Here is a 19,721-nt window from a genome sequence, read left to right on the forward strand (position 1 = left end):
TCTACTCCGTAATACGAACGGGAATATCGACCGCGCACACATCCGGTGCCTCGCCGCCCTCGCCCTGCGCCATCAGCCAGTCGGCGAAGGCCTGTGAATTGGTGTCGATCACTTCAACCGTGACCTGACCACGAAAGTCCGGGTCGGACCCGGCCCGCATTGAACGGATCGTGTCCGGCGTAAAACCGGGATCCTGCCCTGCCGTTCCCACGGCTATGGCATTGAACGCATCCTGTCCGGCGCGTACCCGGCCCCAGACGGTGTATTGCGCGTTCAGATGCTCGGCATCGCCGCGCGTGATGTAAAACTGGCTGCCGGCACTATCCGGATTGCTCGTGCGCGCCATGGAAGCCGCACCTTCGCAATGCAACAACCAGCTTTCCACCATTCCATCGGCGGTGATACTGGCCAGGGCTGCGGCCTGCGTGCCGGCCGGAAAGCCATTCCAGAAGCCGGCGCGCGCAATGGACGGATTGCTGCGCGGATTGATGACGCGGTCCTGGGTCTCGAAAATCACGATCTCGTTCGGGTCACGCCGCATGGTGAATTCGCCCGGCACGCGGTCCATATCCGTAGAATGGGAAGGGTTGGTCCGGCTGCCGCCGCCTTGCGCGACAAAGCCGTCAATCACCCGGTGCCAGACGAGAAAATCATAGAAACGCTCATTTGCCAGCGTGGTCATCCGCTCGACATGCAGGGGCGCAAATTCCGGAGCCAGCTCGACCACGATCATGCCATGATCGGTTTCGATATAGAGCAGGCGATCCTGTTCCACTGCGCGCCAGACATCATCCGGAAAATCATAATCCGGTGTCTCTTCCGCTACCGCCATCGAGCCGGCATCGTCTTGAATCAACGCCGCCAGCTGTGTCTCACCTGCAGCTTCTGTCGCATCAATGGACTCTGCCGCCGCACTCGCTACATCCGCACTGTCCGCTTCCGCATCGGACGCATTATTTTCAGCGCACGCGCTCGCCGTCAGGGCCAGAACCAGCGCACTCGACATCCATAATCTTTTCATCACGCAAATTTCTCCAACAACATGCTCTTGACCGAGGGAGAGACAAAGGGACTGACATCCCCGCCCAGACGGGCAATTTCCTTGACCAGCCGCGACGCGACAGCCTGATGACGCGGATCTGCCATCAGAAACACGGTTTCTATTTCTGAATTCAGCCTCTGGTTCATCCCCACCATCTGGAATTCGTATTCGAAATCCGAAACCGCGCGCAAACCGCGGATGATACTGCTGGCACCGACTTCCTCGGCGAAGTGCATCAGGAGGCCATCGAACGGGCGGACGATAATTTCTGTACCGGTTTCAAGGCTGTCGGCCACAGCCTCGACCATCGCAACCCGCTCGGCGAGGGAAAAGAGCGGCCCCTTGTCCTCATTGATCGCCACACCGATCACCAGCTTGTCAACCAGCTTCACGGCCCGGCCGATGATGTCGACATGGCCATTCGTAATCGGGTCAAACGTCCCTGGATAGAGCGCGATGCGCTTTGTCATGACATCAAGCCACCCTTCGAGTCGCAAGCCATCCTGCCGCCGATAAAAGGGCAACTCCGGAAACGCGCTGAATCAAACGTCGATAGTTTTCCGATTTGAGTTGCGCATGCGCAATGCCCGCAACGAAAGCATAGCCGCTGTCGATCACCAGCGCGACGCTCAAATAGAGAATCCCCAACGTCAAGAGCTGCGGCAAAGCGGCAGCCTCCGGGGAAACAAATAAGGGCAAAAACGCAGCGTGAAACAAAAGTGTTTTTGGATTTGCGAGCGCTGTCGCAGCCCCCCGAATGGCTACTCTTAAAGATGTCGACGGGGTTGCTTCTGCCGCTTCACCGCTACGCGTTAAGGCGCGCACGCCGATCCATACAAGATATGCGACCCCAGCCCATTTCAAGATGACAAAGATCCAACTGAAAGCGCTCAATATGGCTGCCAGACCGGCAACGACCAAAGCAATCTGAACCGCCTGAGCCGCAAGCATCACCAGAACGACGGAAATGCCCGAGGACGTACCACGTTCTAACGATGTCGCAACAATGACGGCGATGTTTGGCCCCGGCACCGCTATCAGCGTCGCTGAGGCGGCAATGAAAGCAATTATGGTCGCGATCTCAATCATTCCCCACTGCCATTTTCCGGTTCCGGGCCGGCATCCGGCTCAACACTGTCGTCTTCATCCTCGCCACTGTCTGCAACTCGAACCACCGAAACGACGGACTCCCCGGCGCGCGGCTTCAGCAAGGTCACGCCCTTGGTCGCACGGCCGGCAATGCGCACCGTGTCCAGCGGGAAGCGGATCAATTGCCCGCCATCGGTCACCGCCATGATCTGGTCGGCATCCTCAACGGTGAAGCTGGCAGCCAGCGGCACGCCCCGGGACAGATCGTGAGCAGCCACTCCTTGCCCGCCGCGATTCATGACCCGGTATTCATAGGCAGAGGAACGTTTTCCGAACCCGTCAGACGCCACCGTCAGCACAAATTCCTCGGCCGCGCCGAGCTCGGCAATACGCTCGGACGAAAGCGCTGCATCCTCACCTTCGGCTTCCAGCGAAACATCTTCTATGTCGTCGCCGTCTTCAGCACCGGAAACGGCCCGGCGCATGGCGGCCGCATGTTTCAGATAGGCACGGGCTTCCTCGGTCGTGACATCGACATGATGCAGCACGGCCATCGAAATCACATGATCGCCCTTGCCCAGGCGGACACCGCGTACGCCGACCGAGTTACGGCCGCGGAAAACGCGGACATCTGTGGTCGCAAAGCGGATAGCACGGCCTTTACGCGTGGTCAGCAGCACATCATCGGCTTCCGTGCACAGGCGGACATCAACGATCTGATCCTCGCCTTCCAGCTTCATGGCAATTTTGCCATTGCGATTGACCTGAACGAAATCCGATAGCTTGTTGCGGCGCACCGTGCCCGAAGCGGTCGCGAACATGACATCCAGCTTTTCCCACTCGGATTCGTCCTCCGGCAGCGCCATGACGGAGGTAATCGTCACGCCTTCGCCGAGCGGGAAGAGATTGACCAAAGCCTTGCCACGCGTATTCGGTGCGCCGATCGGCAAACGCCATGTCTTTGATTTATATACCATTCCGTCTGATGAGAAGAAGAGCAGCGGCGCATGCGTGTTGGCCACAAACAGCGTCGCAACGAAATCCTCTTCCTTCATCGACATGCCCGAACGGCCCCTGCCGCCGCGCTTTTGCGCGCGGTAATCGGACAGCGGTGTGCGCTTTACATACCCGCCATGCGTGACGGTCACGACCATTTCCTCGCGGGCGATCAGATCCTCGTCCTCGACCTCCAGCTCGACATCAAGAATGTCGGTGCGGCGCGGCACGGCAAACTGGTCCCGGGCTTCCTGCAATTCCGACCGGATGATTTCCTGCACACGGGCCCGCGAGCGGAGAATATCCAGCAAATCCTTGATCTTGTCCGCAAGCCCCTTGGCCTCATCGCCAAGCTCTTCCCGGCCGAGCGCGGTCAGGCGGGCCAGACGCAGATCCATGATCGCCTGCGCCTGCTCCAGCGTCAGCCGCAGTGTCTGTCCGTCGGAGAGGATCGACCGCGGGTCCGCCACCAGCGCGACCAGCGAGGCCACATCCTGCGCCGGCCAGTCACGCTCCATCAATTGTTCGCGCGCGGTGGCCGGATTGGGCGCCCGGCGGATGGTCGCAATGACTTCATCGATATTGGCAACCGCCAGCGCCAGGCCGACAATGACGTGGGCGCGGTCGCGGGCTTTCTTCAGATCATGGCGCGCCCGGCGGGCCACAACGTCCTCGCGGAAGCGCAGGAAAGTGCTCAGATAGCCCCGCATGCCCATCAACACTGGCCGTCCACCGACCAGTGACAGCATGTTCACCCCGAAATTCTGCTGCATCGGCGACCAGCGATAGAGCTGGTTCAGGATCACCTCGGCATTGGCATCCTTTTTCAGCTCGATCACGACGCGCATACCGGTACGGTTGGATTCATCGCGCAGATCGGAAATGCCTTCCACGCGCTTGTCGCGCACCAGTTCGGCAATCTTTTCAATCATCGACGCCTTGTTCACCTGATAGGGAATCGAGTGGACGATGATCGCCTGGCGGTCCTTGCGAACCTCCTCGACTGACGATTTCGCACGCATGATGACCGAACCACGGCCCGTCAGCAGCCCGGAACGGGCACCGGCGCGGCCGACAATCTGCGCGCCGGTCGGAAAATCCGGCCCCGGCACGATGTCCAGCAATTCGGCATCCGTGATGTCGGGGTTTTCAAGCATCGCCAGTGTGGCATCGACAATTTCCCCCAGATTATGGGGTGGAATATTCGTCGCCATGCCCACGGCAATACCGCCACCGCCATTGACCAGCAGATTGGGATAGCGCGATGGCAGCACCACGGGCTCGCTCTCCGAGCCATCATAGTTTTCGGCAAAATCGACAGTGGATTTGTCGATATCGGCCAGCAGCGCCTCGGCCGGCTTGTCCATGCGTACTTCGGTGTAACGCATGGCGGCCGGCGGATCACCGTCGACCGAGCCGAAATTGCCCTGACCGTCCAGCAAAGGCAGGCCCATGGAGAAGTCCTGGGCCATCCGCGCCAGCGCATCATAAACGGCCTGATCACCATGGGGGTGATATTTACCGATCACGTCACCAACCACGCGGGCCGATTTGCGATACTGCTTGTCGTGCGTATAGCCCTGCTCGTGCATCGACCAGAGGATGCGCCGGTGAACCGGCTTCAGCCCGTCACGCGCATCCGGAATGGCCCGGCTGACGATCACGCTCATCGCATAATCGAGATAGGAGGACTTCATTTCCGCTTCGATGGAGATGGAGCTCACGCCACTGGAGGCAGGCGGGGTCTCTTCCGGGATCGGCGGTTCGTTTTCGTCGTTCAAGAGCGACTTCTCCGGTCTGTCAGACACAACGGCCCGGACGGGCAATCATGGATAGGCACCGGTTCAGGAATCACCGGCAATAGCTGGCGGCCAGCCTATCGTCTGGAGGGGCTTTTATCAAACGCCGAAGGCCGCGCGGACACAGGTCGGAAGATGCCGGAAACCGGCCGGTTCAATCGTCCGGTGACAGATCAAGACCCGTCACCGCCTCAAGCGCGGACCGGGCAATACTGATCCGGTTGCGTCCGTCATCAGCTGTAAAATCCAGGTCCATGTTCAGCGCGAAGAAGAACACGTCATCCTCTGTCTCCAGCCAGCCCACATACCAGCCTGTATTCGGCTCATCGCAGATCGCCCAGCCGGTTTTGGCGCGCAGCACCCAGCCTTCGCCGCGGCCGGCTTCCATGATTTCCACCACACCGTCCATGACCTCGGCCCGGAATGGCAGGTCGCGGGCATGGAGCCTCCCGAGGAAGGCGATCTGCTCCTGCGCGGAAATTTCCAGCGGGCCTTCAAGCCAGAAAAGATCGACGGCACCCGGCGGTCCGGTATCGGCATTGCCATAGCCCATGTCCGAAACGAGCCGCTGCATGCGGTCGTGACCGACCTCGCGGGCCCACGCCTGATAGGCCCAGACCGCGGACCGGCGAAAAGCGGTGCGCAGGCTTTGGTCCTGATCCCAGCCACCGCCGCGTTCGACACCGTCCCAGGCGATGATATCCCGTACCGGATCCCCGATCACGCCGGTCTCCAGAATGATCAGCGAATTGGGTATCTTGAAGGTTGAGGCGGGAAGAAAGCGCTGCGCCGCACGTTCAGGGTTGGCGGTCCATTGACGCTGATCGGACCGGCGTTCGATGACGATCGTGCCCACTGCATCGTGGCGTGCAAAGACCGGATCCAGCTCTTGTGCGAGCACCGGGCTGCCGCATCCGCAAAACAGCGCGATCAGCATGATCCGGAATGGCTTTTCCAACATCGGCGGCGCCCCTGCGATCAAGATAACTCCTGATAAATTCAGGAAAAACATGTCCGGACAAAAAGTCCTATTCTTGTTCGCTCGCCAGCTCCCGCGTCCCCAGCGTCACTGCCAGCAGAGCGCGATTACGCTCGATATTCTGTTCGACCGCGCGCTGCGCGCCTGGCCAGACATCCCGCGGTTTCAGCCATTCATTTTCCGGCATGGGCGCTTCATTCGACGCCGCGATGAATACGCTGTCCGACGCCGAACAGACCCACCACGGTGTGAATTCACCCGTGAAGGCCTCGCCATTCTCCTGCAAACGGTCCAGCGCGACCTGCATCCGTGTGACATTTCCGAAGGCCGCACCGTCATCCGAGATATTCATGTAGGCGGCAACATCACCACCTGCCATGTCCGAGACAATCGGAACCGCATTGGTCGCAGTGGAATCCAGACACCGCAGCGCATCATACAGCGTCCGCGCCCGCGCCAGGAAAAACACATAGACGGCCTGGTCCGGATCGAATGATGCATAGCGCCGGGCGGCTTCAAACAGATAGGCCGCCGGTATCACATCGCGCGAATTGTAAAGTTGCTCGGCGATCTCCCGGTCCCGCGACCGGTCTTCCCCACGCATCACGCCCATTTCGGCCAGGACCTCGCCCCACGCGCCATCGCCCACCACGAAATGCGTCGTGTTGCCATCCGCGAGCTCGACTTCCGTCAAAACCGGGTGGCGCGTGCCGCCGACCTCCATCTGTGCCGAGGCCAGACCGGCGAAAGCGGCTGCGGCCAAAAAGCCGCCGAAGAATCTGGAATACTTGATCAAAACGGTATCTCGTCGTCCATGTCGTCATTCCGGAAATTGTCGCGGTTATCGGACACCTGCCCGCCGCCACCGGATTGATCGCTGGCCCTATCATAACTTCCACCGCCGGCATTGTCGCCCCGGCTGTCCAGCATCTGCAATTCACCACGAAAACGCTGCAAGACGACTTCGGTCGTATATTTGTCGTTGCCGTCGCGGTCTTGCCACTTGCGGGTCTGAAGCTGGCCCTCGATATAGACCTTGGAGCCTTTCTTCAGATAATTCTCCGCAACTTTCGCCAGATTTTCGTTGAATATCACGACATTATGCCATTCCGTCTTTTCCTTGCGCTCGCCGGAATTCTTGTCCCGCCAGCTTTCCGATGTCGCAATTCTGAGATTGCAGACCGGGTCGCCTGAATTCAGGCGCCGTATTTCCGGATCGGCCCCAAGATTGCCGACAAGTATGACCTTATTGACGCTGCCCGCCATATCCCCATCTTCCTCTGTCTGCTCGGGCCCACCTTCAAGGATGGACCGGAGATAAATGTTCACATAATGTTCCCGCAGTCAATCGCGCGATTCCCCGCAGTTGAACGCACCACGAGGCCGAAGTCCATGACCGATCCCATGAAGTTCATACGCGTCCAGGGCGCGCGCGAACACAATCTGAAGGATATCTCGATCGAGATTCCGCGTGACCAGCTGATTGTGTTCACTGGACTTTCCGGATCGGGCAAATCCTCTCTCGCCTTCGATACCATCTATGCCGAGGGTCAGCGCAGATATGTGGAAAGCCTGTCAGCCTATGCGCGGCAATTCCTCGAATTGATGTCAAAGCCGGATGTCGATTCGATCGAGGGCCTCTCCCCCGCCATCTCCATCGAACAGAAGACGACCTCCAAAAATCCGCGCTCGACCGTCGCCACGGTGACGGAGATCTACGATTACATGCGCCTTCTGTGGGCGCGGGTCGGGGTGCCTTACTCTCCGGCAACCGGCTTGCCGATTGAAAGCCAGACCGTCAGCCAGATGGTGGACAAGCTCATGGAGCTGGGAGACGGCACCCGGCTTTACCTCCTCGCCCCCGCCGTGCGCGGCCGCAAGGGTGAATACCGCAAGGAGTTTGCCGCCTGGCTGAAATCCGGTTTTCAACGGGTGAAGGTGAATGGCGAATTCCATTCGCTCGAAGAGCCGCCCGTGCTCGACAAGAAATTCAAGCACGATATTGATGTCGTGGTCGATCGCGTCATCGTCCGCGAAGGCATGGAGCAACGCTTCGCGGAATCGCTGGAAACCGCGCTCAAGCTTGCCGATGGCATCGCCATTGCCGAATTCGCCGACATGGCCAAGGGCGAGACCGAGCCGCGGCGCATCGTGTTTTCCGAGAAATTCGCCTGCCCCGTTTCGGGGTTCACCATCGAGGAAATCGAACCGCGCCTGTTTTCCTTCAACAATCCCTTCGGGGCCTGTCCCGCCTGTGACGGCCTCGGCCAGTCGCTGAAATTCGACGAACATCTGGTCGTCCCGGATCGCGGCAAGAGCCTGATGGACGGAGCCGTTGCGCCCTGGAGCCGGACAACATCCAAACTCTATCAGCAGACCCTGACCGCGCTGGCCGGCCATTTCGGCGCGTCCATGGTCGAACCCTGGCGTGACCTGCTTGATGACTTCAAGAGAGTTGTCCTCTACGGCACGGATGAGAAGATCAAATTCACCTATGAAGACGGTCTGCGCACGTTCGAGACCACCAAGTCATTTGAAGGCGTGATCCCCAATCTGGAACGCCGCTGGCGCGAAACCGATTCCAGCTGGGTACGCGATGATCTGGCCCGCTTCCAGTCTGCCCAGCCCTGCGAGACGTGCGGCGGCAAGCGCCTGAAACCGGAAGCCCTGGCGGTGAAGGTCGGCGAGCATGACATCTCGGAGGCCAGCGACAAATCCATCCGCCACGCCGCGGAATGGTTCGAAACCGTCGCCAATAACTTCACGCCGCGGGAAAAGGCCATAGCCGAACGTATCCTTAAGGAGATACGCGAACGTCTGAGATTTCTGGTCGATGTCGGGCTGGATTATCTGACCCTAGATCGTGCCTCCGGGACGCTGTCCGGTGGCGAAAGCCAGCGCATCCGTCTGGCCTCCCAGATCGGGTCAGGCCTGACCGGCGTGCTTTACGTGCTGGATGAGCCGTCCATCGGTCTGCATCAGCGCGATAATACCCGCCTGCTGGAATCCCTGCGCGGCCTCCGCGATCTCGGCAATACGGTGATTGTCGTCGAACATGATGAGGAGGCCATCCTCACCGCCGATCATGTGGTCGATCTGGGCCCCTTCGCCGGCATTCATGGCGGCGAGATCATCGCCTCTGGCAAGCCGGAGGAGATCAAGGCCAACCCCGCAAGCCTGACCGGGCAATATCTGTCAGGCGCAAAGGAAATTGCCATCCCGGACACCCGCCGCAAGCCGAAAAAGGGCCGGAAAATCATTGTTGAAGGTGCCGCCGGCAATAACCTCAAGCATGTGACGGCTGAATTCCCGCTCGGCCTCTTCCTGTGCGTCACAGGCGTCTCCGGCGGCGGCAAGTCCACACTCACCATCGAGACGCTCTACAAGGCGGCGGCGCGCAAGCTGAACAAGGCCCAGAACGTGCCGGCCCCCTATGAACGGATCAGAGGCCTCGAATTTCTCGACAAGATCATCGACATCGACCAGTCGCCCATCGGCCGCACACCGCGCTCCAACCCGGCCACCTATACCGGGGCCTTCACACCGATCCGCGAATGGTTTGCCGGCCTGCCGGAATCCAAGGCCCGCGGCTACAAGCCCGGACGCTTCTCCTTCAATGTGAAAGGCGGGCGCTGTGAGGCGTGTCAGGGCGATGGCGTGGTGAAGATCGAGATGCATTTCCTGCCGGATGTCTTCGTGCCCTGTGACGTGTGCCACGGCGCGCGTTTCAATCGCGAAACGCTGGAAGTGACGTTCAAGGGCAAGTCGATCGCCGATGTCCTTGACATGACGGTGGAAGAAGGCGCCGACTTTTTCAAGGCGGTGCCGGCCGTTCGCGACAAGATGGAAACGCTCAAACGTGTCGGCCTCGGCTATGTGAAGATCGGCCAGCCGGCGACACAGCTGTCCGGTGGTGAAGCCCAGCGCGTGAAGCTATCCAAGGAGCTGTCAAAACGGGCGACCGGCAAGACCCTCTACATCCTGGATGAGCCCACGACCGGCCTGCATTTCGAAGACGTCAACAAGCTGCTGGAAGTGCTGCACGAGCTGGTCGAGACCGGCAATTCCGTCATTGTGATCGAACACAATCTGGACGTCATCAAGACCGCCGACTGGCTGATTGATCTCGGCCCTGAAGGAGGCGATGGCGGTGGCGAAATCGTTGCTGAGGGCACACCGGAACAGGTCGCCAGCGTCGAGGCCAGCTGGACCGGCCGCTATCTCAAGCCCATGCTCGACCGCGACGCCGCCCGCCGCAAGCGCAAGAAAAGCGCCTGATCAGGAAAAGGCGTCCGATGCTGGCCGGTTGGCTGCGTCAATCTGCAGGGCGGCATAGCTCGCCGCACCTCGCAGCAACGCCGCGGGTATGATCGCGACCAGTTGGGCAAAAAAATAGAAACCGAACAGGATCGGCGTACCGGCCGGTTCGCCAGCATCTGTCCGGCCATACTGATCAAACGGCATGGCCCCGAACAGGCCGACGGTGATCAGGCTCGCAAGGAAAGACACAAGCATCGCAACGGCCAGCGCACCGAGCAGCGGCCAGAACATCTGCCGCGCACCGCGTATGCCCTCCACGATAGCCGGCTTGCCTTGCAACAGGCTCAGCCCGAGCACCGGCGACAGATGCGTGGCCACAACCGCCATCAGCGTGAACAGCGCCAGAATCCCGATGGCCCCGCCGAGGGCAGCCCCTGCGGGCCCGCCGAGCGCGAACACGGTCATGATCAGCACGATGACAATCGAAGCCAGCAAGAAGGCGGCAATAGCGATAATGGTCAGGATCAGGGCCGTCAGGGTGAAAACACCCTCATCGCGGCCCAGCCGGAACGGGAACGGCCCGCCGCCCTCGCCGCGCACGAAAAGCCGCAGCCAGGCGCTTTCCAGAATCACGCCGGCCACAGTGCCGACCGCAAGAAACGGCAGGAGAGCGGCAAGATACTGCCCCATCGCCTCCATCACCGCTTGCGGGTTGGCATCCGGACGCCCCACAGAGGTGTTGAAGGCCTGACTGACGCGGACATATTCAGCGAGCTCATCACCGGCCTGCTGAAGCACCAGCACGCCCATAACGGCCCCGTATACGGCGGTCCACAGGGCAAGAATGAGGAAAGCGGACTGCCGCGCCCGGAACACTTCCAGCGCAAAGCCCAGCGCTTTTCCAGTTTCGAATTTCGGCGTCATGTCCGGCTCCGGTCTGACAGATTCCTGCTGACAGTTTCAAACCAGACCGGACCGGACTTCAAGCGCGCCATCAGCCGCGGGCATCCTCTGCAGGCCGGGGCTGCAGTGACAGCGCCGTATACGCCCCGACACCATGCCAGATCGCATCCAGAAAGGATCGCATGAGCACCGACAGCAAACCTGCCGCGACAAGCGCGGTAATCGTCCCGGCAGAGGACAGGGTCTCGGCGAATATGGCCAGCACTTCTTCCGGCTCCGGCTCGTACCCGGCCTGGGCGAGTTCCATGAATTCGCCCAGCACCGGCCATATCGCTCCCAGCAGGGCGAAATTCACAACACCCCCGACAACGAATGACAGGATGAAAATGATGATGGCTGTCAGAATATAGCCGCCAAGCACCGGCCAGAAGACACCTTTCGTTGCGCCCCAGGCCGGGAAGGCAATGCGTTTCTCCAGAACCGTCAGGGCAGGCGCCGCAGAGAGACGCACGCTCAGGAAAACCGCAATCACCAGAAAGGCCAGCAGGCCGATACCCACGAGCAGACCGGCCGCGAGACCGGCTTCGGCATTGCCCCCGCCGGAAAAGGCCGCCACTGCGCCCAGGGTGACAATGGCGATCAGGAAAGCGAAAGCAAAATAGGCCCCGATCCCGACTGCGATCAGGCCGAGATTGGTCACCAGCAGACGAAGTTCATCACCGCCAAGGCGGAACGGAAAGACTGCCGCGATTTCCTGCCGGGTCAGCAAGCGGAGCCAGGCCCCCTGCGCCATCAATGCGATCACGATTCCGCCCAGGGAAATCAGCGGCACCATGGCCATCACGCCGCCCATGCGGGCAAGCATTTCCGTCTCGCTGGGTTCTGCACCGGACGCGGCCAGCTGGAACATCCAGATGTAGAAATCGCCGAGAGTCAGCCAGGCCAGATAGGTCAGTCCGCCCGTCAGCAGCGCCTGCCACAGGGCAATCCACAACACGGCCATGGGCTGTTTGCCGGCAATGTGGAAGAAATGGAAACCGGCATTGCCGAGATTATACGTCCGGGTGTCCATGAACACCTCCCCTGTTGTCCTGAACGCATCATCGCAGATTAACCACCAAATGGCAGGGGGAATATTAGGCGGGATCGTCCCCGCCCCAGGCCCGGTAGAGCGCGGTGGTAAAGCCGGCAAAAAGCGGCACCGTCAGAAAAGCGGCCAGCCAGCCATGCAGAAAGGCCAGCGGCACATAGATCCGCCAGTCAACAGCAAACTCTCCTGCGTCAAACAGACGGGCCGGCTGGTGGACCGGCGTATTGAAAGCCTGCTCCGCAAACAGTCCCAGCCCGTGCACCAGCAAACCGGCGGGCACAAAACAGAGGATCGCGCCCAGCACCACGGCCAGTCCGCGCTTGCGGGTGAAAACCATCACCGAAAGCGCCTGCACCTTGCGGCGCGCTATGCTTGCGGCCGGGGCCAGCAGCAGGCGGCCGGCAAACCCGGCGAGCAGTATCAGGAAAACCGCACCCAGAATGATCGCCACACTCCATTCCGTAACCCCGTAGAATTCCGTCAGGTCCGGGATATTGCCGGTGGCGGCCGGATCTTCCGGAGTCAGCCCGGCTGTGTCGCGGGAAACAATCGACACCGCCGCCATCAGCGCCCCATAGATCACAAGCGCAATGCCAGCCGCCACGATAATGAGAAAGAAAACCAGTGCCCAGGACACGGCCAGACGCACTTCATCCGCCCCCAGCGAATAGCCAAGAATACCGGACGGCCGCCCGCGAAGCGCAATGCGGAAGATGGCCGCATGGGACAGCGTCATCGCGGCATACCAGCCCGCGAAAGCGAGGAGGTAAAGCGCCCAGTTATTGGCCACGCTGTCATTCGTCACAGCACCGGTCTGCCAGGTCAGGGCAATGGCGGCAAAACCGGGCAGAATTCCGGCCAGCGCGGCATGGCCGGGATGATGCCGGAAGAAGGCCAGTGTCCGGACCAGCGCGCCCGGCAAGGCGGTGAAAGACGAAATCCGTGTCATGCGCGCAAACCTAGCCTGCCCGCCCGGATCGGCAATGCGTCATTTGCGGTATAGCGGATATTCAGTCGGTTTCGGCATAGCCCGGATCATTCAAACAAATGTCAGGTTGGTCAGCGGCAATGAACATTCCCGACAGACAGGGCTCAAAGGTCAAAACCATATAGTCATCCAGATTTATGTAATGGCTGCGAACCCGGCGAAAACGGCGTAAAAATGCGTCACTCGGACGGCCCGGATAGGTCAGCATTGGCCGAATATCGCGCACATCTCCGCGGCGGCCAGTGCGCACATCAAAAACGCCCACCACATAATCCGTTAGCGGCGCATCATATCTAACGCGAAGCGGAGGCAGATCTCCGCAGCGCACCGGATCTGTCCGGTAGGCCCGTTCGATATACGGGCTATCAAACGAAAAAATATCGTCTGGTGGATATGTCCCGAAATCAGCGGAATATTCGACGGCAACGAAACGCTGGTTGCGCGTCAGTCCGCCGGCTTCATCATGAGCCTGCAGAGCAGCATGCATATAAAAACTGTAAGCGCGATCACCTCGCACCAGACGCGAGAACCCGCTGGTAAACGCAAGCTGCGCCGCGAGCGGCGTCCATGCACAACCGCGATCCGACACCAGACGCAACGTGCTGGCCGTTAGCAAAGAAACCGTTTCCAGATCGCCTTCATCCCACGCGGCTTCGGCGGCGAAAATCAGCAACTCTTCATTTCCGGCACAATCGCTGACCAGTTCAGCGGCCCGCACGACGGCGTCACGTTGGCCGCTGCGGATTGCCCGGCGGACCTCCAACTGATCGACGATAGCTTCGCACTCACCAGCGGGCGAAGCAGCCTGCAAGCTGGCCGCAACGGCGAATATGACAAATTCGATCAATTACTCATCTCGAAACCGAATTGCGTGACAACGCCCTCGCGCCTTACCGCGACCCCATCAACGGTCATGGGTGAATATTCCCACCTTTCAAGGGCTTCCAAGGCCGCTTCGCCAAAAATCGGATGAGGGACAGTGTATAATACTTCACCGTTTGAGACGCTGCCATCCGCTTCAACATCGAACATCACCAAAGCTATTCCTTCGAGACCGACCATTGCGGCCTCCTCTGGATAACGTGGCGGTTCACGATGCAATGGCGCGGACGGCACAATAACCGCATCTGGCCCAAACCGGCTGACCAGCTCCTGCTCATCAGCTTCCGCGGAGCAACTGAGTAACGCCGTGCCACATCCGGCGGGTTCATAGCCGCTATCGCGCAAACGCCGGATCAGCTCAGGCCGGTTTCGCGCCGGAATATTGCCGCGCGCGTAGCTTGCCCAAGCATTGGCAATTTCAGCCGTTCGCCCCTCACTGCCAATGGCTTCATTGATGTAGCCGGACAACGAAAAATAGTAGCCGGCTTCCTCGGCATTATTCCGGAAGGTTTCCGCAAGTCCGGCGAGAAACGTCAAGCTGGCAGTATCATTATTGGCCACAGGTCCGATCTCGGACAATGCCTCCATCGCCTCGCGGGCATATCGTCCGGCCCGAATTGAATCGCCCTCATTCATAACAGAAAAGGCTGACAGCAAATTGCTTTGGTAAAGCCCCGCCGCGCGCGTTTCGCTCTGAGGCAATCGTTCATATCCGTTGGTTGCGTTCTCCGAAAGGCGACGCGCTCTCGCGAAATCCTGAGCCACATAATATGCCTGCGCGGCCATCCGTAGGTAGTTGGCGCGTGTCTCAACATCCTCATGACGCCGCCCCATAATCTCCGCCGCCCGCTCATAGGCCTCTGCCGCACCCGCATTATCCCCGCTAATCAGAGAAACCTCACCGTAATTCGCGGCCAGAATCGTGGTGGTGGCGGCATCGACATCGCCAGCCTCTGCGGCTCGCCATGCCGTTTCGGCCTGCGCCGTTGCTTCGGCCCAGTTCTCGGCATCCACGGCGGCTTCATAGGCGCGATAGGCATCAGCGACGTCTTGCGGCAGCCCCTGAGCGACCGCTGCAAACGTCAGAATCAAGCTCGTCAAAATCCCGGTCAAAATATGCATTCAACTTCCCTGCCCTGAAGACACAGCAGGCACACTACACGCTACACGCGAAATTGCGAAGACCGCTTGGGTTGGACGCGCTGAGCCGTTATACGCCGCCTCATGACACATCCAGTTCACATTATCGGTGGCGGAATGGCCGGATCGGAAGCCGCCTGGCAGCTGGCCAGCGCCGGCGTGCCGGTCATCCTCCACGAAATGCGGCCAGTGCGGAAAACCGAGGCGCATCAGACCGATGGCCTCGCCGAACTGGTCTGCTCCAACTCTTTCCGTTCCGACGATGCGCAGAACAATGCCGTCGGCCTGCTGCACGAGGAGATGCGGCGCGCCAACAGCCTGGTCATGGCCATTGGTGACAAGGTGCAGGTGCCCGCCGGCGGAGCCATGGCCGTCGACCGCGACGCCTTTTCCCAAGCCGTTACAAAGACGCTGACCGAACACCCTCTGGTGACCATCGAACGCGGCGAGATCACCGGCCTGCCGCCGGAAGACTGGGACAGCGTGATCATTGCCACCGGCCCCCTCACCTCGCCCTCGCTGGCGAAAGCCGTGCTGGACCTGACGGGAGAGGATTCGCTCGCCTTTTTTGATGCCATTGCACCGATCATCGAACGCGACAGCATCAATATGGACATTGCCTGGATGCAGTCCCGCTATGACAAGGGCGAGACCGAGGCCGACAAGGCCGCCTACATCAATTGCCCGATGGACCAGGCACAATATGAGGGCTTCGTCCGGGCTCTGCTGGATGGTCCGAAAACCGAATTCAAGGACTGGGAAAAGGACACGCCCTACTTCGAGGCCTGCCTGCCGATCGAGGTGATGGCGGAACGCGGCCCGGAAACCCTGCGTCACGGACCAATGAAGCCGCGTGGGCTGACCAACAGGCACAATCCGGATGTGAAACCCTATGCGGTTGTCCAGTTGCGGCAGGACAACCAGCTCGGCACGCTCTTCAACATGGTCGGCTTCCAGACCAAGCTGAAATATGGCGCGCAGAGTGAAATCTTCCGCACGATACCGGGGCTGGAGGGAGCGAAATTTGCCCGCCTTGGCGGCATTCACCGCAACACTTTCCTGAACTCGCCGAAATTGCTCGATCACCAATTGCGGCTGACATCCCGGCCGGCCCTGCGCTTTGCCGGACAGGTGATCGGCGTGGAAGGCTATGTCGAAAGCGCCGCCATGGGATTGATGGCCGGCCGCTTTGCCGCTGCCGAACGCCTCGGCCGGACACTGTCACCACCGCCGGAAACAACCGCTTTCGGCGCGTTGATCCGCCATGTCACCGGCGGGCACCTGTCCGGCCCGAAAGCCAGCTTCCAGCCCATGAATGTCAATTTCGGTCTCTTCCCCGATATCGAGGTGCCGCTGAAGACTGAGGACGGCAAACGTATCCGCGGCAAGGAAAAATCCGTCGCCCGCAAGCGCGCCATGAGCGCCCGCGCCCTGTCGGATATTGATGCCTGGCTCTCGGGGCAGCAGAAGCCTTAGATTGATTTCCCGCTTACGTTGGGTCAGCATTGTTGCGATAAGCAGGGGAGTGTTTGCTATGCGTTGGATGTTCAGTATTGGCTTGGTGGCGGTTTCTGTTGCGGCGGCTGAGGCCCAGACACCACCCGTTGAAGCCTTTGCCCGCATGCCAGCGATTGATCTGCCGACACTCTCTCCTGACGGCACTCATATTGCCTACATCGCAAATGACGGGGATGCGCGCGCACTCTATATTCTTGAAATTGATACAGGCGAACGCCGAGGCGTCGGCGCATCGTCAATTCGTCCTATAAACATCATATGGGCAGGCAATGAGCGTGTCCTGATGATTGCGAGCGAGACCCAGCGATTCACCGCCGCCGCGCGTCGCAACCCGATAGATGTCTCGGCGGCGTTTTCCGTCGATGCCAGAGATCCGTCAAACGTCACGCAATTGCTGGCGGATAACCGTTTGATTCACCAATACTCGATCAATCGTGGCAATGTGATCGCGGTCGATCATGATGGCGGAAATGTTTATATTCCGGCCCATGAAGCGCCCCGTCAGAGCGGTGTCAGCTCGTCGCGGGGGAGCGATGCGATACAGCAGCCCCGATATTCGCTATTTCGCGTTGCCGCAGATGGCGGGGCGGTAACACGAAGCGTGCAGGGTTTGCCGGACCAGCGATCCTGGTTTGTAACGCCAGACGGAATGCCGTTGGCACGCGAGTATTTCGATGATGAGCGCAATGCCTATCGAATCGACGCCTATCGCGATGGCAGCTGGGCATCCATATTCGAAGCAGAGAATCCGACATTCCAGTCGATCATCTGGGGGGTCACCCCGGAAGATGAAGCAGCCCTCGGTTTTTATAGAGACGGTTTTTCGGTGCTTCGAACATTCGATCTGGAAACCGGCAACGAAACAGCCAACACCATCGGATTGGATGGACGGGACCTGTCCTACAGCATTGATGATCCTTACACAGGATGGCTGATCGGCGTGGCCTATCCGGATGAAACCATGCAAACGCGCTGGATCGATGATGAGTTGCAAAACCTGCAAAATGCCCTCGTCGGCGCGCTGGGCGATGACAGTGCCACGATCACGTCATGGTCGCAGGACCGGTCCCGTTTCATCGTTCGTACGAATGGCTCGGCGGATGTTCCGACTTTTTATGTGTATGACGATGAGGCGCGCAGCCTCTCGATTCTTGCCAGCGAATATCCCGAATTGGAAGCCACCGAGCTCGGCACACGCCAGCAATTCGATTACACCGCTCGCGATGGAGCGGTCATACAGGCCTATCTGACCTTGCCCGCGGATGGTGGCAGTGATCTGCCAGCGATCGTGTTGCCTCATGGCGGACCGGAATCCTACGATATCGGCGGTTTCGACTGGATCGCACATTTTCTGGCTTCAAGGGGCTATGCGGTCATCCAGCCGAATTTCCGGGGATCGGACGGCTTCGGCCAGGCTTTCCGCGATGCCGGCCGCGGGCAATGGGGCATCGGAGTCATGCAACATGATGTGACCGACGCGCTCAGCCACGCCATCCAGCAGGGCTGGGTCGATGACGGCCGGGTCTGTATCTTTGGTGGCAGCTATGGCGGCTATGCGGCATTGGCCGGCGGGGCATTCACGCCAGACCTCTACAGCTGCGTTGCCGCCTATGCACCGGTGACCGACATTGGCTTGTTCCTCGGAGAGGTTGAAATTCGTGGTGGCGGCGGTAACTGGGTTGCAGATGCTTGGGCGGAGATCCTCGGCGGAGTGGTTACGGTTGAGGACCGCCAACATCTCGACGAGATTTCACCGATTCACAACACACGCAACTTTCAGGCCCCGGTTCTGCTGATGCATGGCCGCGAGGACTCCGTCATACCGATCTCTCAAAGCCGCCGCATGCAAAATGCACTCGATGATGCCGGACAAGATGTTGAATATGTCGAGATGCACGGTGCCGATCACTGGATGACAGATTACGCTACGCGTCTGGAAGTCCTCACACGGCTGGAAGATTTCTTTGCTGAACACATTGGCGATTAGAGGCGTCCGCTCATCGAGGCCTTGAGAAGCGCGAACTGGCGGGCGATTTGCGGGCGGTGAAAATCCGTCCGGTAGAGATCGCTGGCCCTGCGCGCTGTCTTCAATGTGGCGCGCGCCAGCCGTGCCGGGGCCAGCGCCGGAAACGCCTCGGGCGGGCATTTGCCCAGCCCGGATAAAGCCGTCAATTCGGCGTCTAGAAGCGCGATGACCGGCTCGAAAATTGCGGTGGCCGACCCGGATTCCAGACCACTGGCCAGGCGATGAATGTTGAAGCTGCGCGCTTCCAGCACATCCAGCGGCACCAGCGCCATCTTCGTTCCGGCCCGGAAACTGAACGCCCGGCACCATTGCGCCAGTCCGGCCGCCCGCGCCGCTGCCCTGATCTGACCGGCGTCCGCCTCCCCGCCGCACAGCCGCAGGGCCAAGCCGGCAAGCACGCCCCAATGCCGGTCCATGACCGATAACAGGGCCGCTTCATCCGGAATGCGCTCCGGCAGTGTGCCGTCTTCCACCGCGTCGATGACGCCCTGCAGGATTTCTGCGGTCAGGCCGTTATCCGTTTCGGTCAAGCGCGCCAGCCCCTCATAGGCAGCATGCCTCCGGACCTTGCGCGGCACTGCAAACAGATCCGCGACAGCCTCCCTGTGCCAGGCAAAGCGCATCGCCTGAATGGCCGGCTCGCGCGCCTTGAACGGAATGGATTCAATCTCTTCCGCCCACAAATGGAGGTCTGCCAGCAAGCTCCGGACGGAAGCGGGCGCAAACAGCGCCGCCAGTGCGCGATCGGACGGCCCGGTAGAAATTTTCGCTGCATTTATCATGGCTTGTTCATAGCTTGCGGCTGGAAAATTGAAACCGAATGACCATATCCGGGTTCAAGAAGTAGAGCCCCGCCCGGTGAAGTCCCGGGCCATTCGCAGATATGGAGACAGATCATGGCGCATACCCTTCCCGAATTGCCTTATGCCAAGGACGCCCTCGCACCGCACATTTCCGCCGAGACGCTTGGCTTTCACCATGGCAAGCACCATGCCGCCTATGTCAGCAA

Annotated in this window: 16 protein-coding genes and 1 pseudogene; 4 read left to right on the plus strand and 13 right to left on the minus strand. The window is 60.1% G+C overall.

All coding sequences use genetic code 11. From position 1 onward, the window contains the following. Position 1: 1 nt before the first annotated feature. From DBR16_RS07810 to ssb, 7 genes are all read right to left on the minus strand, one after another. The gene (locus tag DBR16_RS07810; RefSeq protein ID WP_109260712.1) at positions 2–1,021 is read right to left on the minus strand and encodes a peptidylprolyl isomerase; all 1,020 of its coding nucleotides are present in this window, start codon (positions 1,019–1,021) and stop codon (positions 2–4) included. Continuing rightward, positions 1,021–1,512 carry a pantetheine-phosphate adenylyltransferase gene (gene coaD, locus DBR16_RS07815; protein WP_109260713.1) on the minus strand — a complete coding sequence of 164 codons (492 nt, stop codon included), beginning with the start codon at positions 1,510–1,512 and terminating at the stop codon, positions 1,021–1,023. Before coaD ends, DBR16_RS07810 begins: the two co-directional genes overlap by 1 nt. Before the next feature lie 4 nt (positions 1,513–1,516). Then, on the minus strand, positions 1,517–2,131 hold the full coding sequence (locus DBR16_RS07820) for a LysE family translocator (RefSeq protein ID WP_109260714.1): 615 nt from the start codon (positions 2,129–2,131) through the stop codon (positions 1,517–1,519). After that, a complete protein-coding gene (gene gyrA / locus DBR16_RS07825) occupies positions 2,128–4,908 on the minus strand; it encodes a DNA gyrase subunit A (protein ID WP_109260715.1) in 2,781 nt (926 codons plus the stop codon). Before gyrA ends, DBR16_RS07820 begins: the two co-directional genes overlap by 4 nt. Positions 4,909–5,080: 172 nt before the next feature. Further along, the gene (locus DBR16_RS07830) at positions 5,081–5,887 is read right to left on the minus strand and encodes a class D beta-lactamase (RefSeq protein ID WP_161539442.1); all 807 of its coding nucleotides are present in this window, start codon (positions 5,885–5,887) and stop codon (positions 5,081–5,083) included. Positions 5,888–5,954: 67 nt separating this feature from the next. Further along, on the minus strand, positions 5,955–6,701 hold the full coding sequence (locus tag DBR16_RS07835) for a hypothetical protein (protein ID WP_109260717.1): 747 nt from the start codon (positions 6,699–6,701) through the stop codon (positions 5,955–5,957). After that, complete coding sequence (gene ssb / locus DBR16_RS07840; protein ID WP_109260732.1) at positions 6,698–7,171, minus strand: single-stranded DNA-binding protein; 474 nt, start codon at positions 7,169–7,171, stop codon at positions 6,698–6,700. The genes DBR16_RS07835 and ssb overlap by 4 nt, the downstream gene beginning before the upstream one ends. Before the next feature lie 126 nt (positions 7,172–7,297). Between ssb and uvrA the strand changes: the two genes are divergently transcribed. Beyond that, positions 7,298–10,183, plus strand: coding sequence for an excinuclease ABC subunit UvrA (uvrA, locus tag DBR16_RS07845; RefSeq protein WP_109260718.1), 2,886 nt, complete (start codon positions 7,298–7,300; stop codon positions 10,181–10,183). Here uvrA and DBR16_RS07850 read toward each other — a convergent pair whose 3' ends face one another. The 5 genes from DBR16_RS07850 to DBR16_RS07870 all read right to left on the minus strand — a co-directional run bounded on the left by DBR16_RS07850 (position 10,184) and on the right by DBR16_RS07870 (position 15,150). Beyond that, positions 10,184–11,089: a hypothetical protein gene (locus tag DBR16_RS07850; RefSeq protein ID WP_109260719.1), complete on the minus strand. Its 906-nt coding sequence runs from the start codon at positions 11,087–11,089 to the stop codon at positions 10,184–10,186. Between the two features lie 70 nt (positions 11,090–11,159). Then, positions 11,160–12,140, minus strand: a complete 981-nt coding sequence (locus DBR16_RS07855) for a hypothetical protein (protein ID WP_109260720.1) — start codon at positions 12,138–12,140, stop codon at positions 11,160–11,162. A gap of 64 nt (positions 12,141–12,204) precedes the next feature. Then, positions 12,205–13,107, minus strand: a complete 903-nt coding sequence (locus tag DBR16_RS07860) for a hypothetical protein (protein WP_109260721.1) — start codon at positions 13,105–13,107, stop codon at positions 12,205–12,207. A 61-nt stretch (positions 13,108–13,168) separates the two neighbouring features. Continuing rightward, complete coding sequence (locus DBR16_RS07865; RefSeq protein ID WP_125184535.1) at positions 13,169–13,819, minus strand: hypothetical protein; 651 nt, start codon at positions 13,817–13,819, stop codon at positions 13,169–13,171. Between the two features lie 170 nt (positions 13,820–13,989). Beyond that, positions 13,990–15,150, minus strand: coding sequence for an energy transducer TonB (locus tag DBR16_RS07870; RefSeq protein ID WP_109260723.1), 1,161 nt, complete (start codon positions 15,148–15,150; stop codon positions 13,990–13,992). A gap of 102 nt (positions 15,151–15,252) precedes the next feature. Here DBR16_RS07870 and trmFO point away from each other — a divergent pair, with 102 nt between their 5' ends. Both trmFO and DBR16_RS07880 read left to right on the plus strand, forming a co-directional pair. After that, the gene (gene trmFO / locus DBR16_RS07875) at positions 15,253–16,644 is read left to right on the plus strand and encodes a methylenetetrahydrofolate--tRNA-(uracil(54)-C(5))-methyltransferase (FADH(2)-oxidizing) TrmFO (protein ID WP_109260724.1); all 1,392 of its coding nucleotides are present in this window, start codon (positions 15,253–15,255) and stop codon (positions 16,642–16,644) included. A gap of 58 nt (positions 16,645–16,702) precedes the next feature. Then, on the plus strand, positions 16,703–18,673 hold the full coding sequence (locus DBR16_RS07880; RefSeq protein WP_161539443.1) for a S9 family peptidase: 1,971 nt from the start codon (positions 16,703–16,705) through the stop codon (positions 18,671–18,673). Here the strand turns inward: DBR16_RS07880 and DBR16_RS07885 are convergent. Next, entirely contained in the window at positions 18,670–19,494 is an 825-nt protein-coding gene (locus DBR16_RS07885; RefSeq protein ID WP_109260726.1) for a squalene/phytoene synthase family protein, read from the minus strand. The genes DBR16_RS07880 and DBR16_RS07885 overlap by 4 nt on opposite strands. A gap of 114 nt (positions 19,495–19,608) precedes the next feature. Here DBR16_RS07885 and DBR16_RS07890 point away from each other — a divergent pair. After that, positions 19,609–19,721: pseudogene (locus DBR16_RS07890) on the plus strand (superoxide dismutase [Fe]); the annotation flags it as partial.

The organism is Hyphobacterium indicum, assembly GCF_003129605.1.
In the GTDB taxonomy this organism is placed as follows: domain Bacteria; phylum Pseudomonadota; class Alphaproteobacteria; order Caulobacterales; family Maricaulaceae; genus Hyphobacterium; species Hyphobacterium indicum.

Bases quoted from the DNA above. Each gene is read 5' to 3' on its own strand.
- DBR16_RS07810 (WP_109260712.1), bottom strand. From the start codon at position 1,021: ATGAAAAGATTATGGATGTCGAGTGCGCTGGTTCTGGCCCTGACGGCG.
- coaD (WP_109260713.1), bottom strand. From the start codon at position 1,512: ATGACAAAGCGCATCGCGCTCTATCCAGGGACGTTTGACCCGATTACG.
- DBR16_RS07820 (WP_109260714.1), bottom strand. From the start codon at position 2,131: ATGATTGAGATCGCGACCATAATTGCTTTCATTGCCGCCTCAGCGACG.
- DBR16_RS07830 (WP_161539442.1), bottom strand. From the start codon at position 5,887: ATGTTGGAAAAGCCATTCCGGATCATGCTGATCGCGCTGTTTTGCGGA.
- ssb (WP_109260732.1), bottom strand. From the start codon at position 7,171: ATGGCGGGCAGCGTCAATAAGGTCATACTTGTCGGCAATCTTGGGGCC.
- uvrA (WP_109260718.1), top strand. From the start codon at position 7,298: ATGACCGATCCCATGAAGTTCATACGCGTCCAGGGCGCGCGCGAACAC.
- DBR16_RS07850 (WP_109260719.1), bottom strand. From the start codon at position 11,089: ATGACGCCGAAATTCGAAACTGGAAAAGCGCTGGGCTTTGCGCTGGAA.
- DBR16_RS07855 (WP_109260720.1), bottom strand. From the start codon at position 12,140: ATGGACACCCGGACGTATAATCTCGGCAATGCCGGTTTCCATTTCTTC.
- DBR16_RS07860 (WP_109260721.1), bottom strand. From the start codon at position 13,107: ATGACACGGATTTCGTCTTTCACCGCCTTGCCGGGCGCGCTGGTCCGG.
- DBR16_RS07870 (WP_109260723.1), bottom strand. From the start codon at position 15,150: ATGCATATTTTGACCGGGATTTTGACGAGCTTGATTCTGACGTTTGCA.
- trmFO (WP_109260724.1), top strand. From the start codon at position 15,253: ATGACACATCCAGTTCACATTATCGGTGGCGGAATGGCCGGATCGGAA.
- DBR16_RS07880 (WP_161539443.1), top strand. From the start codon at position 16,703: ATGCGTTGGATGTTCAGTATTGGCTTGGTGGCGGTTTCTGTTGCGGCG.
- DBR16_RS07885 (WP_109260726.1), bottom strand. From the start codon at position 19,494: ATGATAAATGCAGCGAAAATTTCTACCGGGCCGTCCGATCGCGCACTG.